The sequence below is a fragment of the Aeromonas sp. 6P genome, assembly GCF_051919525.1.
GTDB classification, from domain to species: domain Bacteria; phylum Pseudomonadota; class Gammaproteobacteria; order Enterobacterales; family Aeromonadaceae; genus Aeromonas; species Aeromonas veronii.
Genome location: NZ_JBQBEO010000002.1, coordinates 4,409,150 through 4,426,846, shown reverse-complemented (window position 1 = coordinate 4,426,846; position 17,697 = coordinate 4,409,150). Strand labels below are relative to the sequence as shown.

Sequence of the window (17,697 nt, the reverse complement as noted above, 5' to 3'; positions counted from 1 at the left end):
GACTGAATACGTTTTCCAATCAGCAGGGAGAGAGTGAATGCTCAGGGAGATAGTGGCGCGTCAGGATTGGCAGACTCAGGCCATTACGTCGGTAAATCGTCTGGCTGCCCATACCCCCATGTGCAGCTGGCGCAGCGAAACGGATGCCAGGGGTGATCTGGCCTCTTCCTCCCGTCTCTTGCTCGATGGCGAGTGGCGCTTCTCCTTCTTTGCCGCCCCCGAGCGGGTGCCCGAGAGCTGGCTGGTGCAGGATCTGGCGGATGCCACTCCCATTACCGTGCCGGGTAACTGGCAGCTGGATGCCGCCTATCCGGCTGCGCGGCCGCTCACCGATGGCCCCATCTATACCAATATCAAGTACCCCTTTCCTTGCGATCCGCCCCGGGTGCCTTCGGAGAACCCCACCGGTTGCTACTCCCGCGAGTTCGAACTGCCCGCCGACTGGCTGGCCAGCGGTCAGAGCCGGATCATCTTCGACGGGGTGAGCAGCGCCTTCCACCTTTTTTGCAACGGCCGCTGGGTCGGTTACTCCCAGGACAGCCGCCTGCCCGCCGAATTCGATCTGACTCCTTATCTGCAGAGCGGTCGCAACCGGCTGGCGGTGCTGGTGCTGCGCTGGTCCGACGGCTCCTATCTGGAAGATCAGGATATGTGGTGGCTGTCGGGGATCTTCCGCTCCGTCAGCCTGCTGCACAAACCGTCCCGTCATCTGATGGATATGCGGGTGACCCCCGAGCTGGATGCCTGCTATCGGGATGGCCGTCTCAAGATTGCACTGCAGGTGGCTAATGGGGCCGGTCTGTCGGTGGAGGTCAATCTCTATGACGGCGGCGAGCGGGTCGCGACCCTGTGCCAGCCGATCGGTACCCAAGCCATTGATGAAAAAGGGGCTTACGACGATCGCGCCGAGTTCTGGCTCGACGTGGCTGCGCCGCGCAAGTGGAGCGCCGAGACGCCCCATCTCTATCGCCTGACCCTGACCCTGCTCGACGAGCAGGGTCAGGTTATCGAGAGCGAGGCGTGCGATATGGGCTTTCGGGTGGTGGAGATCCGTGGCGGCCTGCTGCGAGTCAACGGGCAGCCGCTGCTTATACGCGGTGCCAACCGTCATGAACACCATCCCGCCAAGGGTTATGCCATCGATCGCGCCACCATGGAGCGGGATCTGCTGCTGATGAAGCGGCACAACTTCAATGCGGTGCGTTGCTCCCACTATCCCAACCATCCCGACTTCTATCGCCTCTGCGATCGGCTCGGTCTCTATGTGGTGGACGAGGCGAATCTGGAGACCCACGGCATGACCCCCATGGGGCGGCTGGCGCGGGATCCCGCCTGGAGCAACGCCTTTCTGGAGCGGGCGACCCGCATGGTGGCACGGGATTTCAACCACCCCTCGATCATCATCTGGTCGCTCGGCAACGAGTCGGGTTACGGCCCGGCCCATGATGCCATGTATGGCTGGATCAAGCGCAGCGACCCGAGCCGTCCGGTGCAGTACGAGGGGGGCGGGGCCGATACCCCGGCCACCGACATCATCTGCCCCATGTATGCCAGAACCCATCAGGATCAACCCTTTCCTGCGGTACCCAAGTGGGCGCTGGCCAAGTGGATCGGCCTGCCCGGCGAGCACCGGCCGCTGATCCTCTGCGAATATGCCCACGCCATGGGCAACAGCCTGGGGGGCTACGTCCACTATTGGCAGGCGTTTCGCGATCATCCACGCCTGCAAGGCGGGTTTGTCTGGGATTGGGTCGATCAGGGGCTCGACAAATACACCGCCGATGGTCGCCACTACTGGGGCTATGGCGGCGATTTTGGTGATGTGCAAAACGATCGCCAGTTCTGCTGCAACGGCCTGCTGTTCCCGGATCGCACCCCCCATCCCACCCTGTTCGAGGCAAAACGTGCCCAGCAGCCGTTCCGTTTCAGCCTGCTTGAGCACACCCCGCTGCGGGTGCGGATCGAGAGCGAATACCTGTTTCGGGAAACCGACAACGAGCGGCTTTGCTGGCAGCTGTGTGAGAACGGCCATGTGCAGCAGCAGGGGGAGGTTTCCCTTGAGCTGGCGCCACAGGGGGTGATCGAGTTGACCCTGAGCGAGGCGTTGCCCACCTTTGCGGCAGGTTCACTGGCCTGGCTCGATCTGGCCATCGTGCAGCCACAGGAAACCCTATGGTCGCAGGCGGATCACAAGGTCGCCCGTCAGCAGTTCACCCTGCCGACCCCCCTTGCCCTGCCAGCGCCGGTCGCTGCCGCTACCCTGAGCGAGCAGCCGGATGGCTGGTTGGTCACTGCCGCAAACAGCCAGTGGTGGCTCGACAAGCAGAGCGGCTGCATCACCAGTTGGCAAAAATCGGGGCAGGAGCAGTTGCTGGCGCCGATCATGGATCACTTCTATCGCGCACCGCTCGACAACGACATTGGCACTAGCGAAGCGGATCACGCCGACCCCAACTCCTGGATTGCCCGCTGGCAGGCGTGTGGTCTCGGTCAGTGGCAGCACCGCTGTCTGGGGATCGCGGTCGTCGGAGGGGATATCCGGGTCAGCCATGGTTACTTCCACCACGATGAGCTGCTGCTGGTGAGTCACTGGCATCACCACTTTACCGACGATGGTGCCATGAGCCTCGAGATAGAGACCGAGCTGGCACAGGTGCTGCCGTCGCTGCCGCGGATTGGTCTGCTGCTTCATCTGGCCAAGGTGCCAGCGCGAGCCGAATGGCTGGGGCGTGGGCCGCACGAGAACTATCCGGATCGCCTGCTGGGCGCCGATCTGGGGCGCTGGAGTCTGCCGCTGGAGGCGATGCATACCCCTTACATCTTCCCGAGCGACAACGGCTTGCGCTGCGATACCCGCCAGTTGCAGTTGGGCAGCACGACGGTGAACGGCAGCTTCCATTTCAGTGCCAGCCGCTTCAGTCAGCAGCAGCTGGCCGCCGCCCGTCACCAGAGCGATCTGGTGGCTGAAGCAGGGCTGTGGGTCTGTCTCGATGGCGCCCACATGGGGGTGGGCGGGGATGACTCCTGGAGTCAGAGCGTGCGTCCCGAGTATCAACTGCTCGAGCGTCGTTACCGTTGGGGCTGCACTCTCCGCTAATCCAGCTATTGAAGCGACTGTCTAGCCAGTGCGCCATTTTGACAACAGACCAGTAACGACTAGCCTCAATGCTGTGGGAAAGATTGAGTCTCAAATCTGATTTTTATTTATATGTATTTGAAAAATAAATATAAAGTTTCAATGTAACAGAGTGTAAACGTTTTCATTTTGTTGTCATGATCACAGAAGAAATGACAACAAACTGATTACATTGATTGGCGCTTGCTCAATTGCTCGCCACCCTACAACACAGATAGACACATCGGAGCACACATAATGAAAAAACTGACCACAGTTGCCGCCCTGCTGATGGGCATGATGGCTGGAGCCAATGCCCAGGCTGACACCCGTATCGGGGTAACCGTCTACAAGTACGACGACAACTTCATGGCGGTCGTGCGCAAGGCCATCGAGAAGGAGGCGGCAGCCACTCCAGGGGTGGAACTGCTGATGAACGACTCCCAGAACGACCAGTCCAAGCAGAACGACCAGATCGACGTGCTGCTGGCCAAAGGGGTGAAGGCGCTGGCCATCAACCTGGTTGACCCAGCTGCGGCCCCGGTGGTGATCGAGAAGGCCCGCGGTGAAGATATTCCGGTGGTCTTCTACAACAAGGAGCCGAGCGCTACCGATCTGGCCAGCTACGACAAGGCCTACTACGTGGGCACCGACTCCAAGGAGTCAGGGATCATCCAAGGTCAGCTGATTGCCAAACACTGGAAAGCCCATCCGGAGTGGGATCTGAACAAGGATGGCGTGATCCAGTTCGTGTTGCTGAAAGGGGAGCCGGGCCACCCGGATGCCGAAGCTCGCACCTCCTACGTGGTCAAGACCCTGAACGATGGTGGCGTCAAGACTGAACAACTACACATGGATACCGGTATGTGGGATACCGCCATGGCGAAAGACAAGATGGACGCCTGGATCTCCGGCCCCAACGCCAACAAGATCGAAGTGGTCATCGCCAACAACGACGGCATGGCAATGGGTGCAGTCGAGTCACTGAAAGCCCAGGGCAAGACTGCCATTCCGGTATTCGGCGTCGATGCGCTGCCGGAAGCGCTGGCCATGGTCAAGAGCGGTGCCATGGCGGGTACCGTGCTGAACGATGCGGCCAACCAGGCCAAGGCCACCTTCGAGCTGACCAAGAACCTAGCTGAAGGCAAACCGGCCGGTGAAGGCACCAAGTGGAATATCGTCGACAAGGTAGTACGTGTTGCCTACGTCGGTGTGGATAAAGACAACCTGTCCCAATTCGAGTAATTCCCTCCTCCAGGGCAAGGGAGATCCCCTTGCCCTTTTTTCAACCAGATGTGATGGCTGATATGACAACACAGCAACAATCAGAATGGCTGTTGGAGATGATTGACGTCAGTAAGAGCTTTCCCGGCGTCAAGGCACTCGATAATGTCAATTTACGGGTCCGTCCTCATTCTGTGCATGCGTTGATGGGCGAGAACGGAGCGGGAAAATCCACACTGCTCAAGTGCCTGTTCGGCATTTACGAGAAGGATCAGGGCAAGATCTTCTTCAAGGGGCAGGAGATCAACTTCACCTCCTCCAAAGAGGCGCTGGAAAATGGCGTCTCCATGGTGCATCAGGAGCTCAATCTGGTGCTGCAGCGTACCGTGATGGACAACATGTGGCTCGGCCGCTACCCCACCAAGGGGTGGTTTATCGACCACGGCAAGATGTATGACGACACCAAGCGCATCTTCGATGAGCTGGATATCGACATCGACCCCAAGGTGAAGGTCGCGACCCTGTCGGTCTCCCAGATGCAGATGATCGAGATCGCCAAGGCGTTCTCCTACGATGCCAAGATCGTCATCATGGACGAACCCACCTCCTCCCTGACCGAGAAAGAGGTGAACCACCTCTTCAAGATCATCAACAAGTTGAAGGATAAGGGGTGCGGCATCGTCTACATCTCTCACAAGATGGAGGAGATCTTCCAGCTCTGTGACGAGATCACCATATTGCGGGATGGCCAGTGGGTGGCAACCCAGCCGCTCAAGGGCATGACCATGGATCAGATCATCGGGATGATGGTCGGCCGTGAACTGACCCAGCGCTTCCCGGAAAAGACCAACCAGCCGAAAGAGGTGATCCTCGAGATCGAACACCTGACGGCGAAGAACCAGCCCTCCATTCAGGATGTGACCTTCAACCTGCACAAGGGGGAGATCCTCGGCATCGCCGGACTGGTCGGGGCCAAGCGCACCGACATCGTCGAGACCCTGTTCGGCATTCGTGATCGCAGTCAGGGCAGCATCAAGCTGCACGGCAAAGAGGTGGCCAACCACAACGCCCACGAAGCGATCCGCAACGGCTTTGCGCTGGTGACGGAAGAGCGCCGCTCCACCGGTATCTACTCCCGGCTCGATATCGCCTTCAACTCCCTGATCGCCAACATGGACAGCTACAAGGGCTCCATGGGGCTGCTCAGCGACAACAAGATGAAGAGCGATACCCAGTGGGTGATCGACTCCATGCGGGTCAAGACGCCGACCCAGCAGACCCAGATAGGTTCTCTCTCCGGGGGTAACCAGCAGAAGGTGATCATCGGTCGCTGGCTGCTGACCCAGCCGGAGATCCTGATGCTCGACGAGCCCACCCGCGGCATCGACGTCGGGGCCAAGTTCGAGATCTACCAGCTCATCCTGGAGCTGGCGAAGAAGGACAAGGGGATCATCATCATCTCGTCAGAGATGCCGGAATTGCTGGGGATCACCGACCGCATCATGGTGATGAGCAATGGCCGGGTCGCCGGGATCGTCAATACCAAAGAAACTGACCAGAGCGAGATACTGCGCCTGGCATCTCTGTACCTCTAGAGACAGGAAGACATTTATGGAGTCGGCTAAAAATTTCAATCTGATGCAGGCGCTCAAGGAAAACGCCATCTATCTGGTGCTGCTGGTGCTGCTCATGGTCATCGTGATCCAGGAGCCCTCCTTCCTGAGCCTCACCAACTTCAGCAACATCCTGACCCAGTCCTCGGTGCGGGTCATCATAGCGCTGGGGGTGGCGGGCATCATCATCACCCAGGGGACGGATCTCTCGGCCGGTCGTCAGGTCGGTCTGGCGGCACTCATCGCGGCAACCATGTTGCAGGCGCTGACCAACGTCAACAAGGTGTTCCCGACATTGGGAGAGGTGCCCATTCCGGCGGTGATCCTGCTGGTGTGTGTGGTAGGTGCCCTGATTGGTCTGGTCAACGGTCTCATTGTGGCCTACCTGAACGTAACCCCCTTCATTACCACCCTGGGCACCATGATCATCGTTTACGGTATCAACTCCCTCTACTTTGACTCGGTGGGTGCTTCGCCGGTGGCCGGGTTTGACCCCCGCTTCTCCAGCTTCGCCCAAGGGTTTATCCGGATAGGAGGATTCAAGCTCTCCTATCTCACCTTCTATGCGGCCATCGCCAGCGTCTTTGTCTGGGTGCTGTGGAACAAGACCCGCTTTGGCAAGAACATCTTCGCCATCGGCGGCAACCCCGAGGCAGCCAAGGTCTCTGGCGTCAACGTGGCGGTCAATCTGGTGATGATCTATGCGCTGGCTGGGGTCTTCTACGCCTTCGGCGGCATGCTGGAAGCGGGCCGGATCGGCAGTGCCACCAACAACCTCGGCTTCATGTACGAGCTCGATGCCATCGCGGCGTGCGTGGTGGGCGGCGTGTCGTTTGCCGGCGGGGTGGGAACGGTCGCGGGTGTGATCACCGGCGTACTTATCTTCACCCTGATCAACTATGGTTTGACCTATATCGGGGTCAGCCCTTACTGGCAGTTCATCATCAAGGGCGGCATCATCATTTTGGCGGTGGCATTGGATTCCATGAAGTACGCCAAGAAGAAATAACGATTGGCAGGGAGGGTTGGCGTTGCCAGCCCTCTCTTCTGGAGGGAACCCATGCCATTCAAGGTCAAGATTTACCTCTTGCTGCTCCTGGCCATTCTGGTCACCATCGGCACCGCCGGACTCAGTGTGAATCACTTCATCAGTGGCTACATTCGCACTCAGGCCACCCACAACATCAACGAGCAGATCACTCTGGTCAAAGAGAAGCTGGCCAGCGACATCAATCAGAAGATCCTGTTGGCTGCCAACCTCAACTTCGGGGTGACCAACGTCAAGAAGACCCTGCAAGAGACCGGCTTTCACAACATCGTCAAGGTGATCGGCGACATGGCATTCGACGTGAGCGGTGTCATCAACGACAACGCCAAGGTCGATGCCCTGCGCAAGCTGATCCCCGCCGCCAACAACCAGATCACCGTCAGCCCGCTGCAACAGGTGGATGGCAAGCCGGTCATCACCATTCTGGTGCCGCGCGGTGCCGATTCCGCCTATCTCTACTACCTCGACATGAGCGAGTTCAAAAGCCTGCTGGAGAAGATGAGTGGCGATGGCCGCTACTTCTCGCTGGCCGACAGTCAGGGCAACAGCCTCTATAACAGCAAGCCGCAGGGGGAGAGCGAAGCGCGCCCCAACCAGCTGGATATTCGCGGCAGCAGCTGGACGCTGACTGGCTACATCGATCTTGACTACATCCGGGCCATGACCAGGGCCCTCAACGGCCAGATCATCATGGCGCTGTGTGGCGTGGCGATCGTGGTGATGGTGCTGGCAATGCTGGCGCTCAATGTGGCCTATCGCCCCATTCTCTCGTTGCGGGATCTGGTGCTGGAGCTCTCCCGCGGCAGCGGCGATCTCACCCGCCGACTGGCGGTGACCAGCAAGGATGACCTGGGCCAGATCTCGGCCGGGATCAACCGCTTTATCGAGCGGCTGCAGGAGATGATGGGGGAGGTGCGGCAGGCGAGCGGCCAGCTCAACAGTGGTATAGAAGGGCTGGCCAGCCAGACCGGCGCCGCCCAGTCCCTGCTGGCGGAACATGTACGCGAGACCGAGCAGGTGGTGACTGCCATCAACGAGATGAGCCGCACCGCGGTCTCCGTCTCCGAGAGTGCGGCCAGCACCGCCCAGCTCACCGGCCAGAGTCAGCAGCTGGCGAGCCAGTCCCGTCAGGTGGTGGATCAGGCGATGGCCAGCGTGATGGCGCTGGTGGACGAAGTGGAAGCCACTGCCCGCTCCATCGAGGCGATGCAGCAGGATGTGCAGCAGATTGGCTCTGTGCTGGGGGTGATCGGCAGCATTGCCGAACAGACCAACCTGCTGGCCCTCAACGCCGCCATCGAGGCGGCCCGCGCCGGTGAACAGGGGCGTGGCTTTGCGGTGGTGGCAGACGAAGTGCGCTCCCTTGCGGCCCGCACCCAGCAGAGCACAGCCGAGATCCAGACCATGCTGGCCAGTCTGCAGCGGGGCACCCGAACTGTGGTGGATGCCATGGGTAACACCAAGCAGAGCTGTCAGGGGGCGGCCGAGAACACCACCCGGGTCAACGAGTCGCTGGATCTGATGGCAGGGGAAGTAGTGGAGATCAACGATCTCATCAGCCATATCGCCACGGCGGCGGAGCAGCAGAGCGCGGTGGCCGAAGAGATCAACCGCAACATGAGCGCCATCGCCGAGGTGATCCGCCAGCTGACTCACAATGGCGAAGCGACGGTTGCCAGCTCCGCGGCGATGCAGCAGACCTACGACCGGCTGCGGGAGATCGTGGGTCACTTCCAGCTGGAGTGAGGCCGATGTTCAGTCAATAACAAAACAGGGCCATCCGGCCCTGTTGTTGTTTTCCTGTCTGCCTGAATCAACCGGCCTTGCGGCGCAGATAGACCCCGGCTTCCATGTGATGGGTCCAGGGGAACTGGTCGAACAGGGCGAAACGGGCGATCTCGTGGGTTTCGCCCAGCACGGCCATGTTGGCCTGCAGGGTATCTGGGTTGCAGGAGATGTAGAGGATGTTGTCGTACTCCTGCACCAGCTTGACGGTGGCATCATCGAGACCGGCGCGGGGCGGGTCGACGAAGATGGTGTTGCACTGGTAGCTCTTGAGATCGACCCCCTTGAGGCGGTTGAACTCCCGCTCGCCACGCATCGCCATGGTGAACTCTTCGGCCGACATGCGAAGGATGATCAGGTTGTCGACGCCGTTGGCGGCGATGTTGAACTGGGCGGAGTCGACGCTCGGCTTGGCGATCTCGGTGGCCAGCACCTTGCGGAAGTTCTGCGCCAGCGCGATGGAGAAGTTGCCGTTGCCGCAATAGAGCTCCAGCAGGTCCCCTTCGCTCCCCTTGGTCACATCCAGCGCCCAGGCCAGCATCTGCTCGTTGATGGCGGCGTTGGGCTGGGTGAAGCTGTTCTCCACCTGTTTGTAGGTGAGCTGGCGACCCGCCACGTTGAGCTGTTCGATGACGAAGTCATCCCCCAGACAGATCTTCTGCTTGTGGGCGCGGCCAATCAATTGCAGCTCGAACCCCTTGGCGCGCAGATCGGCCTGCAGCACTTCGGCGGCTTGTTGCCATTCGGCCTCCAGCTTGCGGTGATAGAGCAGGCTGACAATGATCTGGCCGGACTGGGTGGAGAGGTAGTCAATCTGGAACAGCTTGCGGCGCAGCACCGGGTGTGGGCGCAGCCCCTCCAGCAGCAGCGGCATCAACTGGTTGATGAGGCGGCTGGCGGTGGGGAAGTGGTCTATCTTGATGATCTCTTTGGTCGCCGGGGCATACATGCAGTGGAAGAGGTCATCCCCTTCGTGCCAGATGCGAAATTCGGCGCGCATCCGGTAGTACTCCGCCGGCGAGCTGTGCACTTCCAGCGCCGGGAGGGTGAAGCCGGCAAACAGCTCGGTGAGGCGAGCGCGCTTTTCGTCGAGTTGGGCCTGATAGTCGGCCGCGGTTCTAGGCGCCGGAGCGTTCGCGGAAGGCTGTTGGGACTGGGTCATAAATACCTCACATGCACACCGGCCGGGCCGGGTCGAAATCGGGGGAAGGCAACAGGCCACCCAAAGGGGCCCGATTTTAAAAGCCAGCCGCAGATTGTCCAGCATTTTATGGTCAAGAAGTGTTCAGTCAGGCCGATAGCTGATCTACAGGCATGGTGGGAGGACACATTATGCAAATCGAAGGCGTGGGCGCAGCCCAACCCAAGGGAGTGGGTGTTTCTCCCAAATCGCCCCAACAGGCGGAGCAGAAACAGGTCAAAAGCGAGGAGGAGGTCTCCTTGCACAAGCCGCCCAAGTGGGCGCAGGTGCTGATCCAGCAGGCGTTGCAGTTCTCGCTGGAGATCAACGGCCAGGGCTATCAGGCGCCGAAGGTGAAAGAGCCCGAAGAGATCACCCCTGAGACCCTGTTCGACTTCCAGTCGGTGGCGGACAACGTGTTGCAATTCGTGACCGGACGGCTCGGCGCCGCGCGGGCCGATGGCAAATCCGACGACGACCTGACCGGGATGATGGAGCAGGCCCGCAAGGGGGTCGACAAGGGCTTTGACGAGGCGAAGAAGCAGCTCGGCAAGTGGGCGACTGACAACGACGATATCAAAACCGGTATCGATCAGAGCTACAAGCTGATCCAGAAAGGGCTCGAGGAGTTCGAGAAGGAGTTCTTCGGCAAGATTTCTCCGACCGACATGGGACAGGCCGAGATGGCCAGTCGCCAGCAGGGGTATCTGGAGATCCAGACCAAGGATGGCGACAAGGTGGTGCTGCGATTCAACGACAGCTGGCAGACCAAGTCCCAGACCAGCGAGAGCGGCAGCCAGTTCAGCCTCAAGTCGAGCCAGAGCTTCAGCTTCTCGCTGGAGGGGGATCTCAACAGTGACGAGATGGAGTCCATCGGCAAGCTGGTCAAGGGGATCGACGAGCTGGCGGGGAACTTCTTCTCCGGCAACTTCGAGGATCTGCTGGACAAGGCGGGCGAGCTGAAACTGGATGACAGCCAGCTGGCCTCCTACTCCCTCAAGCTCAAGCAGAGCGTCAAGCTGAGCCAGACCTATCAGGGGGCGCACTCCCTGCAGGATCTGATCAAGCCGTTTGCCGACTACCTGCCCAAGCTGGATCAGGTGCAGAAACAGGCGGATACCCTGCTGCCACCATCCCAGCAACAGGCGCTGACCCCGGCCGTGCTGGCCGCGAGAGGAGAAGAGGAACCAGCGCAGGTCGATCGCTTCACCAGCTTCAACCAGCGGATGCTGGAGGCGCTGCGGATGATCAACCAGTTCCAGCCCTCCACTGAGCCCACCAGTAAGAACGCCTGAGCCACAGCGCGTTACGCAAGTAATAACCTGCCGTTTGCCAGCCCTTCCCGGGGCTGGCACACTGGCCTTTTCTCCAATCCGGTTGCCCCATGAACCCCAAGAAGCCAAGAGACAAGCGCGAGCTCTGCTACCCCTTTATCTTCGAAACCTCGTTCAAATGTGATTTTGAAATCGCCACCGACGAGCTCTGCTGTCAGGTCGGGGCCGTGCTGTCACACCTTGCGCCGGATGCCGATACCGAGCCCATGCTGGTGGATCTCGCGGCGTTGCAGCGACTTATCTACAACCTAAACGGCTCGGTACGCGGCAAGCTGGGGATCTTCGACGCAGACCTTGAGTGGCTCAAGGCCCGTTACGACCACTACAACGAGGCGAGTCGCGGGAGCGTCACCGGTTTCGTGCTGCCACAGGGGCCGCAGCCCATCCCCACCCTCCATCTGTGCCGCTGCGGCAGCAAGAAGGTGGTGCGGCTGCTGGTCCGGTTGGAAGAGAGCGGGGTGGCCTTCGATCCCATTCTCTATCGCTTCGCCAACCTGCTGGCCAACTTCTTCTTTGTGCTCACCGTCTACCTCAAGCAGCGCTGGCAGGTGCCGGAAGTGCCTTACGTCAGTATCAACTACTGAACACAGCCAAAAAAGCTTTTGTTTTGCATGAAGATCAAACACGATCATCCCATTTGTCGGTCGCCGGGATGGTTCCGGTAGCGCAGCGGGGAAGGTCATGACCATGCTTCATCTCAGTGGCAGTTCGTTCTTAATGCCGGGCAACCTCGCCTGGCGCCCCTTGGCTGAATACGGTCAAGTGCAGGTAGCCCCCCATGGTCAGTGGTTGCAGACCCTGATGCACCAGAGCGCCGATGCCGCGGCTGGGACCCACATCATCATCTGGCTGTGGGAAGATCTGGTGCCCGCCCAGACCCTGCAGGAGTGGGGTCGTCTGACGCAGGACGAGCAGCAGCTGGAGGTGGCCGCCTTCGTCGATGCGCTCTGCCTGCCTCTGTTGCAGCATCTGCAGCGCCGCCCGCAGGATCATGTGCTGGTGGGGGCCTGCAGCCATGCCCCGCTCTCCGTCTATGGCCCGGCCCCTGCCGTGCTCGCTGCGCTGGCCAGTGCGTTTGAGCTGCAGATGGCCCGCCTGCGCCAGCAGCAACCCGGCCTAGATGACTTGCACCTGCCGCTCTGGCTGCAACAGCATGGCCGCCAGCACTGCTTCGATCGGCGCAACCTCTATCTGATGTCCTGCCCCTTCTCCATGGCCGGTCTGGCCAGCCTGGCGCAGTGGATTCTTCCCTTGCTGCAGCGACTGCAGCGACCCGCCCACAAGGTGCTGGTGCTCGACTGCGACAATACCCTGTGGGGCGGCGTGGTCGGCGAAGACGGTGTCGGCGGCGTCCTGCTGGGACAGGACGGGATGGGCCGGCTCTATCAGGCTTTCCAGCAGGCGGCCAGTCATTGGCACGGGCAGGGCATCGTGTTGGCGCTCTGCTCCAAAAATCTGGCGGACGATGTGTGGCGGCTGTTTGATGAGCATCCGGGTATGGTGCTGACACAGGCGCAGATCGCCGCCGCCGAAATCGGCTGGGAGCCCAAATCCCAGGGGTTGCGGCGGCTGGCCGCACGCCTCAATGTCGGGCTGGACAGCCTGGTCTTCTGGGATGACAGCGAGCTGGAGCGGGCCGAGGTGCGGGCTAACTGCCCCGAGGTGATGGTGATGACCCCGCCGGCCGATCTCTGGAGCTGGCCGGATACCCTGCTGACTCTGCCGGCCCTGTGCAGTCGCCACCAGAGCCGAGATGATGGCCTGCGGCAGCACTCTTATCAAGCCCAGGCCGAGGCCGAGGCGGTGCGCCGGCAACTGGGCGACGAGCACGCCTTCCTGCGGCAATTGGCGCTGCAGGCCGACTGGCAGCCGCTCTCTCTGGGCAACCAGTTGCGAGCCGAACAGCTCAGCCAGAAGACCAATCAGTTCAACCTTTCCGGCCGCCGCTATCAGGCGGCAGAGCTGGCCCGGCTGGCAAGCGAGGGGGGCGACGTCTGGCTGGCCAGCCTGCGAGACCGGTTCGCCGATCACGGCATGACGGCGCTGCTGGTGGTGCGCCCGCTCGATGCGGGAAGAGTGCTGTTGGACACCTTGGCCATCAGCTGTCGGGTGCTGGGGCGTGGCTTTGAATACTGGCTGCTGGCCCAACTGGTTGATCGGTTGCTGGCGCAGAACGTGACCGAGCTGGTCATTAGTTTGGTTACTACGGAACGCAACTTGCCCGCACGGGATTTTCTGGCGAATCTGCCAACTCGGCCGATAAACATTCCAGCGGGATTGATACCGCTGCCGGACGAGGTCTTCCTTAGTCTGGATCTGACTTCTCTTTCTCTCCCGTTTTTGGAGTTTTATGCCAATGAATGACCTTCTTTTGCTGGTACGCCAGCAGTTTCCTCAGGCAAATGTCAACGCGCAGTCAGCGCTAGGAAGCTTTCCCGAGTGGGATTCTCTGGGCCATTTCAATCTTCTGTTACTGATCGAGCAGCACTATAGCGTGCGTTTCGAGCCGAACGAGCTGGTCGAATTGAAGAGTCTGGCCGACATCCAGCAAGCCCTGCAGAGCAAAGGGGTTGTCGTGTGAAGCTGGCGCTCGAGCATACGCTGACCGAGCTGGGGATCCCTCAAGGCTGCGCCCTGATGGTGCACTCCGATGCCATGGTTGTGGCCCAGTTTGCCGGGATGGGCAACGCCGCGGGTATCGCGGCTTTCTGGACATGCTTGGAGCAGTGGCTGGGCGGACACCTGCTGGTGCCGACCTTCAGTTACAGCCCGATGGCGGACGAGTGCTTCGACCCTGTGCAGACCCCGAGCAAGGTGGGGCTGATGACGGAGCTGTTCCGCCAGCGCGAAGGGGTGGTGCGTACACTGGACCCCATCTTCAGTATGGCGATTAGCGGTCCGCAGGGGCCTGCGCTGGTAGCCCGGGAGTGCCACGACTGTTTCGGTCAGGAGAGCCCATTTGGCTGGCTGGCGGAGCAGGATGGTTGGCTGATGGGGTTGGGTTGCCCCCCTAGTACCACCTTTACTCACTATGTAGAGCAGAGATTGGTCGTATCCTATCGCTATCACAAGGGGTTTGTGGGTCAGGTGCGCGTCGATGGGCGCGTGCGGGAGTGGCTGGCCGACTACTATGTGCGCGACCTGTCGCTGGCCAGCGAGATCGACCTTTCCCGGCTGGTAGCCTTGTTGCAGGAGCGGGGGGGCTGGCGCCAAGCGTTGTGCCATCGGGTGCCAGTCTGGGCTGTCTCGTGCCACGACTTTATGATTGCTGCTGGTGAGCTGCTGGCGGTAGCACCATATGCTCTGATCCGGGCGGGAGGGGAGCCCCATGCAGTTTGAGCGTATCGGACTGGTGGTGCCGAACCTCGCCTTTAGGGGGCAGCCTATTGCTGTGACGAATTGGGGGTGAGCCGCTTCTTTATAGCGGTATAGCGGTGGAAGAGCAGCAAGACGAGCATGGTTTGTGTTACGAACAGGTAGCCCCGACAGGTTAGGATAGTCCGGAGGTTCTGCTACTCAAGACTCCGTGCAACGTTATCAACCACATTGCCTGTCGGGTAGTCTGCAAGCAGGAGTGGATCGTCTGATTGAGGGAACTGCGATATCTTCCTTTGGAACCTGCCAGGCTGCCATCGCAGTTGGTGGTGCCTATATCTAATTTTGCTTGAACCCATCTAGACATATTGTGGAGTTGATTGAGGAAGCCTCATGATATCTAAAAAAATTATTGGTTATTTGCCAACGGACTGGGACGATCAGACTCAACTTGGCGAGAAATTGCATCATTTATTGACCCTGTTATTTCCGCTCAATCGCAGTTTGACTGGTGATGGTGTGAGGAAAACATTAGCCTTGTTTCGCGAGCATTGTTTACCTGAACTGCAGATTCATGAAGTTGCTAGCGGAAGCACATTTTTTGATTGGACTGTGCCGGATGAGTGGAATGTCAGAGCGGCATACATCATAGGTCCCGATGGGCACAAGGTGGTTGACTTCAATGATAGTAACTTGCATCTGGTGGGGTATTCAGAGCCAGTGCGCTGTACCCTCTCCTTGGCTGAACTACAGTCCCACTTGTATTCATTGCCTGAATTACCGGATGCCATCCCTTATGTTACTTCTTATTATCACCGTCACTGGGGCTTCTGTTTACCACATAAAGTTCGAGAGGCGCTACCGGAAGGCAACTATGAGGTGGTAATCGATGCAAGTTTGCAGCCTGGTTCACTTACTTATGCTGAGTGGGTGTTGCCAGGAGATAGCCAGCAGGAGGTTCTGTTATCCAGTTATATTTGCCATCCATCTATGGCCAACAATGAGCTATCTGGTCCCGGTATCGGGGTGTTTTTGATGGCTTGGCTAGCCTCATTACCCCGGCGTCGTTATAGCTATCGGCTAATGCTTGTTCCAGAAACACTAGGTGCAATAGTTTATCTATCGCGTCATTTGGAACATTTAAAAAAACATACAATAGCTGGTTTTAACCTGACCTGCATGGGGGACGAGCGGTGTTACTCCTTTTTGCCATCTCGGCAGGGTAATTCTTTAGTTGATCGTATAGGTCGTCATGTGTTGCATCATATCGCCCCTGATTTTATACAATATAGCTATCTTGATAGAGGCTCGAATGAGCGCCAGCTGTGTGCACCAGGAATTGATTTACCTGTTACGACTATAATGCGTAGTAAGTATGGCTGTTATGCTGAATATCATACATCACTGGATGATATGTCGCTTGTCACGCCATCTGGCCTAGCTGGCAGTTTCGCCGCTCTGCGGCGAGCCATTGAATGTTTGGAGCTGGATCAAAGATACAAGGCTGCGGTGCTAGGGGAGCCCCAGCTCGGCAAACGTGGTCTTTATCCTAATCTTTCGATGCGTAACTCGGGTGAACATATCCGAGATATGATGAATTTATTGGCCTATAGTGATGGGGAATTAACCCTGTTTGAGATCGCGGAGGTCATTAATGTACCATTTTGGCGAATAGAGCCACTCGCAAGATTATTGCTTGATGCTGGTGTGTTACTTCGTATTTCAGGTGATGTACAGACAGGATGAAAATTCATTATTATTCATGTGACTTGTGGGATGACAGTGTTCCGATATCAGATTGTTTATCAAACATGGCATGCTCTATGTGACATGAAAATATAATGTTATTGACCTTGATTATGATTTAAGGAAAAAGTTATGAAGTGTCCATATTGCCACAGTGATAATACATCAACCTTCCTTGAACGAAAAATGCCAACCGTTTTGTCTGCATATTCTGGTGAATTTCCTGTCAAGGTGGCAGAAATGCAAGTCAGTGTTTGCAAGGACTGTTTGCTCGGCTTCGCATCAAAAAAATTATCCTCAGAAGAGTTGGCGGAGATATACGATAATTATTTATACATCTCTCCTCTTAATAATATCGGCATAACTAAATACGATGGAATAATTAATACTATTAGACGCTATTTTAGTTGTGATGATGAAATACTAGAGGTAGGTTGTTCAGAAGGATATCTTCTCACAAAACTGGGTGAAATTGGCTTTCATAAGGTTAGGGGTATTGAGCCGGGGCCTCAAGCTGATAGTGCAAAGGCATTAGGATTAAATGTAACAAAAGGTTATTTTGACGCATCTCATGCAAATAAAAAAATAGATGGATACTATTTAATGCATGTTTTTGAACATTTTGAAGATCCATTTTCGATCTTCCAGTTAATGTCGGATACCTTGAAGGATAGTGGTAAGATAGTAATTGAAGTACCAGATTTTGGTGGTTTTCATGTTCAGCATCTTTTCTATTACAATATCTATTTCATGCAACTTCTATCTCACGACAACAATTTAAAAATAATAGATTACTGTATCGAGGATGATAACCTCAGAGTTGTTTTGGCAAAAAAAGATAATGCTAAATATAGTGAGATTGATGTGGTTTTTGACAAGGCTGGCTATATGTCAAGATTGGTTGACATTAAGAGCCATTGTGAATCCTTGCGGCAGAGAGTTCACGATTTTCTAAGAAAAAAAGAGAAGATAGTTTGGTGGGGCGCCGGTTCTGCATCGGTAATCCTATTGAACGGAATAGAGAATGATATTCTTTGCAATACAACAATTATTGTTGTTGATGGGGACGAAAATAAGGCTGGACTCATGATTCCTGGTGTTAATTTAAAAGTCCACCATTTTAATGAAATTAAAGGTATGCATATAAAAAATCTGGTTATTGCATCCAGCTTTTATAAAGAAATACTTAATTCAATAAGACTTGGTGGAATAACATACGATAATGTTGAAATTTTCAGTCATGCTTAATAAGTAGTCTCAAATAGAGGCCGGCAATCTCTATTTAGCATGACCTTGTGAAGTACGATTTTGGTCTGCTATCACAGATAGACCTGTAT

Annotated in this window: 13 protein-coding genes; 12 read left to right on the top strand and 1 reads right to left on the bottom strand. The window is 57.3% G+C overall.

What is annotated here, in order from left to right:
* The first annotated feature begins 37 nt into the window (after positions 1-37).
* The 5 genes from ACTG2J_RS20660 (at position 38) to ACTG2J_RS20640 (ending at position 8,746) form a co-directional block, all read left to right on the top strand.
* Positions 38-3,097, top strand: a complete 3,060-nt coding sequence (locus tag ACTG2J_RS20660; protein WP_439997845.1) for a beta-galactosidase — start codon at positions 38-40, stop codon at positions 3,095-3,097.
* Positions 3,098-3,373: 276 nt separating this feature from the next.
* The gene (mglB, locus tag ACTG2J_RS20655) at positions 3,374-4,360 is read left to right on the top strand and encodes a galactose/glucose ABC transporter substrate-binding protein MglB (RefSeq protein ID WP_005340747.1); all 987 of its coding nucleotides are present in this window, start codon (positions 3,374-3,376) and stop codon (positions 4,358-4,360) included.
* Between the two features lie 53 nt (positions 4,361-4,413).
* Complete coding sequence (mglA, locus tag ACTG2J_RS20650) at positions 4,414-5,934, top strand: galactose/methyl galactoside ABC transporter ATP-binding protein MglA (RefSeq protein WP_033136359.1); 1,521 nt, start codon at positions 4,414-4,416, stop codon at positions 5,932-5,934.
* A gap of 16 nt (positions 5,935-5,950) precedes the next feature.
* A complete protein-coding gene (mglC, locus tag ACTG2J_RS20645) occupies positions 5,951-6,961 on the top strand; it encodes a galactose/methyl galactoside ABC transporter permease MglC (RefSeq protein WP_005342585.1) in 1,011 nt (336 codons plus the stop codon).
* Between the two features lie 51 nt (positions 6,962-7,012).
* Positions 7,013-8,746 carry a methyl-accepting chemotaxis protein gene (locus ACTG2J_RS20640; RefSeq protein WP_439989174.1) on the top strand — a complete coding sequence of 578 codons (1,734 nt, stop codon included), beginning with the start codon at positions 7,013-7,015 and terminating at the stop codon, positions 8,744-8,746.
* 67 nt (positions 8,747-8,813) lie between these two features.
* Here the strand turns inward: ACTG2J_RS20640 and trmA are convergent, their stop codons facing one another.
* Positions 8,814-9,947 carry a tRNA (uridine(54)-C5)-methyltransferase TrmA gene (gene trmA, locus ACTG2J_RS20635; RefSeq protein WP_236767560.1) on the bottom strand — a complete coding sequence of 378 codons (1,134 nt, stop codon included), beginning with the start codon at positions 9,945-9,947 and terminating at the stop codon, positions 8,814-8,816.
* A gap of 170 nt (positions 9,948-10,117) precedes the next feature.
* On the opposite strand from trmA, the gene ACTG2J_RS20630 reads away from it, so the two are divergent.
* The 7 genes from ACTG2J_RS20630 (at position 10,118) to ACTG2J_RS20600 (ending at position 17,608) form a co-directional block, all read left to right on the top strand.
* On the top strand, positions 10,118-11,260 hold the full coding sequence (locus ACTG2J_RS20630; protein WP_439989175.1) for a DUF5610 domain-containing protein: 1,143 nt from the start codon (positions 10,118-10,120) through the stop codon (positions 11,258-11,260).
* An 89-nt stretch (positions 11,261-11,349) separates the two neighbouring features.
* On the top strand, positions 11,350-11,883 hold the full coding sequence (locus ACTG2J_RS20625) for an ATP--cob(I)alamin adenosyltransferase (protein WP_139463128.1): 534 nt from the start codon (positions 11,350-11,352) through the stop codon (positions 11,881-11,883).
* A gap of 97 nt (positions 11,884-11,980) precedes the next feature.
* Positions 11,981-13,663, top strand: coding sequence for an HAD-IIIC family phosphatase (locus tag ACTG2J_RS20620; protein ID WP_201990880.1), 1,683 nt, complete (start codon positions 11,981-11,983; stop codon positions 13,661-13,663).
* The gene (locus ACTG2J_RS20615) at positions 13,656-13,880 is read left to right on the top strand and encodes an acyl carrier protein (RefSeq protein WP_113740172.1); all 225 of its coding nucleotides are present in this window, start codon (positions 13,656-13,658) and stop codon (positions 13,878-13,880) included. The genes ACTG2J_RS20620 and ACTG2J_RS20615 overlap by 8 nt, the downstream gene beginning before the upstream one ends.
* Positions 13,877-14,638 (top strand): AAC(3) family N-acetyltransferase, encoded by a 762-nt coding sequence (locus tag ACTG2J_RS20610; protein WP_113740171.1) that lies wholly within the window; start codon positions 13,877-13,879, stop codon positions 14,636-14,638. Before ACTG2J_RS20615 ends, ACTG2J_RS20610 begins: the two co-directional genes overlap by 4 nt.
* Before the next feature lie 369 nt (positions 14,639-15,007).
* Positions 15,008-16,360, top strand: coding sequence for a DUF4910 domain-containing protein (locus tag ACTG2J_RS20605; protein ID WP_113740170.1), 1,353 nt, complete (start codon positions 15,008-15,010; stop codon positions 16,358-16,360).
* A gap of 132 nt (positions 16,361-16,492) precedes the next feature.
* Complete coding sequence (locus ACTG2J_RS20600; RefSeq protein ID WP_113740169.1) at positions 16,493-17,608, top strand: methyltransferase domain-containing protein; 1,116 nt, start codon at positions 16,493-16,495, stop codon at positions 17,606-17,608.
* The last annotated feature ends 89 nt before the right edge of the window (positions 17,609-17,697 follow it).